Origin of the sequence: Serratia sp. Ag1, from assembly GCF_000743355.1 — a bacterium.
Taxonomy (GTDB): Bacteria; Pseudomonadota; Gammaproteobacteria; order Enterobacterales; family Enterobacteriaceae; genus Chania.
Genome location: NZ_JQEI01000074.1, coordinates 1 through 1,197 on the forward strand (window position 1 = coordinate 1; position 1,197 = coordinate 1,197).

1 protein-coding gene is annotated in these 1,197 nt (G+C 49.1%); it reads right to left on the minus strand.

Going from position 1 to position 1,197, the window contains the following annotated elements; genetic code table 11:
• Positions 1 to 39: 39 nt before the first annotated feature.
• A protein-coding gene (locus IV04_RS23850; protein ID WP_152562954.1) for an IS3 family transposase occupies positions 40 to 1,127 on the minus strand; the annotation gives its coding sequence in 2 pieces (ribosomal slippage) (positions 40 to 875 and positions 875 to 1,127; 1,089 coding nt in all).
• Positions 1,128 to 1,197 lie beyond the last annotated feature (70 nt).

The following is a 1,197-nucleotide window of genomic DNA, read 5'->3' on the forward strand; positions in this document are numbered from 1 at the left end:
CGGTAATCCCCCCCTTTTTAACGGAGGTGATAAGTAGAATCAGGTCATACGTTGAATATGCTGCATTGGTGTAAAGCCATTTAACGCCATATTCGGTCTTTCGTGATTATAAAACCATTGCCACTGAGTGGCAGAGTCCTGTAATTCATCCAGTGATGTAAACAGGTGTTGCCCCAGCCAGTCATAACGCACCGTCCGGTTATATCGCTCAATATAGGCATTCTGCTGAGGTTTGCCGGGCTGAATAAAACGAAGGGCTATCTTCTGCTGAACTGCCCATGACGTCAGTATTTTACCTGTATATTCTGGCCCGTTATCACACCGTATGGCTGTCGGTTTTCCTTTCCATTCGATGAGCCGTTCCAGTGTTCGCACAACCCGATTCGCCGGTAGAGAAAAATCGACCTCTATTGCCAGTGCCTCACGGTTAAAATCATCGATAACATTCAGTAGACGGACTGAGCGACCATCCGATAGCTGATCATGCATGAAGTCCATCGACCAGCATTCGTTGCTGCTTTCAGGCACCGCCAGCGGTTCAGGTTTATCCCGCTTCAGTCGCTTTTTCGGCTTTATTCGCATATTCAGCGACAACTCGCAGTAAATTCGGTATACCCTCTTAGGGTTGAACCGGAAGCCTTTTACGTTGCGCAGGTATAAAAAACACAGGCCAAATCCCCAGTTGCGCTGACTGTCAGTGATGCGGAGCAGCCAGTCAGCAATGAGGTCATTTTCTGCATTCAGTTGAGGCTGATAGCGATAGCAACTTTCGCTGACCACAAACAGCTTACAGGCAAAACGCACGCTGACGTTTCGGCTTCTGACCGCGTGCTGTGCCATCTGCTTTCGACGCGATGGCGTCACCACTTTTTTGCCATGGCCTCCTGAATGATTTCGGCTTTGAGCCGCTCTTCGGCATACCTCTTTTTGAGGCGACGATTTTCGTCTTCCAGCTCTTTCAGACGGGCCATCATGGAGGCATCCATCCCGCCAAAACGTGAACGCCACTTATAGAAACTGGCATTGCTCATGCCATACTCGCGGCACAGTTCAGCCACCGGCGTTCCGGCCTCGGCAAGCTTTAGGATGGACATGATCTGGCTGTCAGTAAAACGTGATTTTTTCATAGAGATCTCCCCGGTTCAGATTACGAGAAAATTCTACTTATAAACACACCGATTTTTCGGGGGGATTACC